This window comes from Prevotella sp. HMSC077E09, assembly GCF_001814685.1.
Lineage (GTDB): Bacteria > Bacteroidota > Bacteroidia > Bacteroidales > Bacteroidaceae > Prevotella > Prevotella oris.
In genome coordinates this window covers 48554-49229 of record NZ_KV817572.1, presented here as the reverse complement: position 1 = coordinate 49229, position 676 = coordinate 48554, and the positions used below count along the sequence as shown (strand labels likewise).

At 39.5% G+C, this 676-nt stretch carries 1 pseudogene; it reads left to right on the top strand.

What is annotated here, in order from left to right:
* Positions 1-317: pseudogene (locus HMPREF2983_RS08095) on the top strand (DUF3874 domain-containing protein); the annotation flags it as partial.
* Positions 318-676 lie beyond the last annotated feature (359 nt).

Below are 676 nucleotides of genomic sequence, written 5' to 3'. Positions count from 1 at the left end.
ATGAAGAGATTGCCGAACTATACAGGGAGAGTGAAGACTTTCAGGTACAGACTGCAGAAATGGAGCTCTTGTTGCGTTGCTTCGAGAAACCAGCGGAAGATGAAAACTATTCGTTAATGACCACTACGGAGATACTCACCTATTTGGGTATTTATACCCACCAGCCACTTGTTGCCAAGCGTATGGGCGAAGCCTTGAAGAAAGCAGGATACATAAAGGTGAGCAAACGAAGAAACGGTGGTAGCCCCATCTATGTCTACAAGATTAGGAAAATCTTGCCATGCCCGCTCCTTCAAACTTGTAGTAGCCAAATGTAGTAAAATGTGTAGTATTGTCTTATACTACAAAGTAATACTGATTATCAATCACTTATCACAGAATAGTATGTAGTAAGAAGAAAGATGAAAAAGTTTGGAGGGGAAAAACTTTGGAAACGGTAAAACCATAAAACAGACAAGCATAAATAATTATCATTCAACCCATTAAAGTATCAAAACAATGAAAAAAGAAGATTTATCACTAATCAAACGATATTCCATCGTGGAATATCTCGAAAGGAAAGGCATTAGGCCTGTCCGTAAAACATCTACCTATGTCATGTATCGCTCACCACTCAGGGAGGAAACTCATCCGAGTTTCAAGGTGGACACGGAAAAGAACCTTTGGATAGACTATG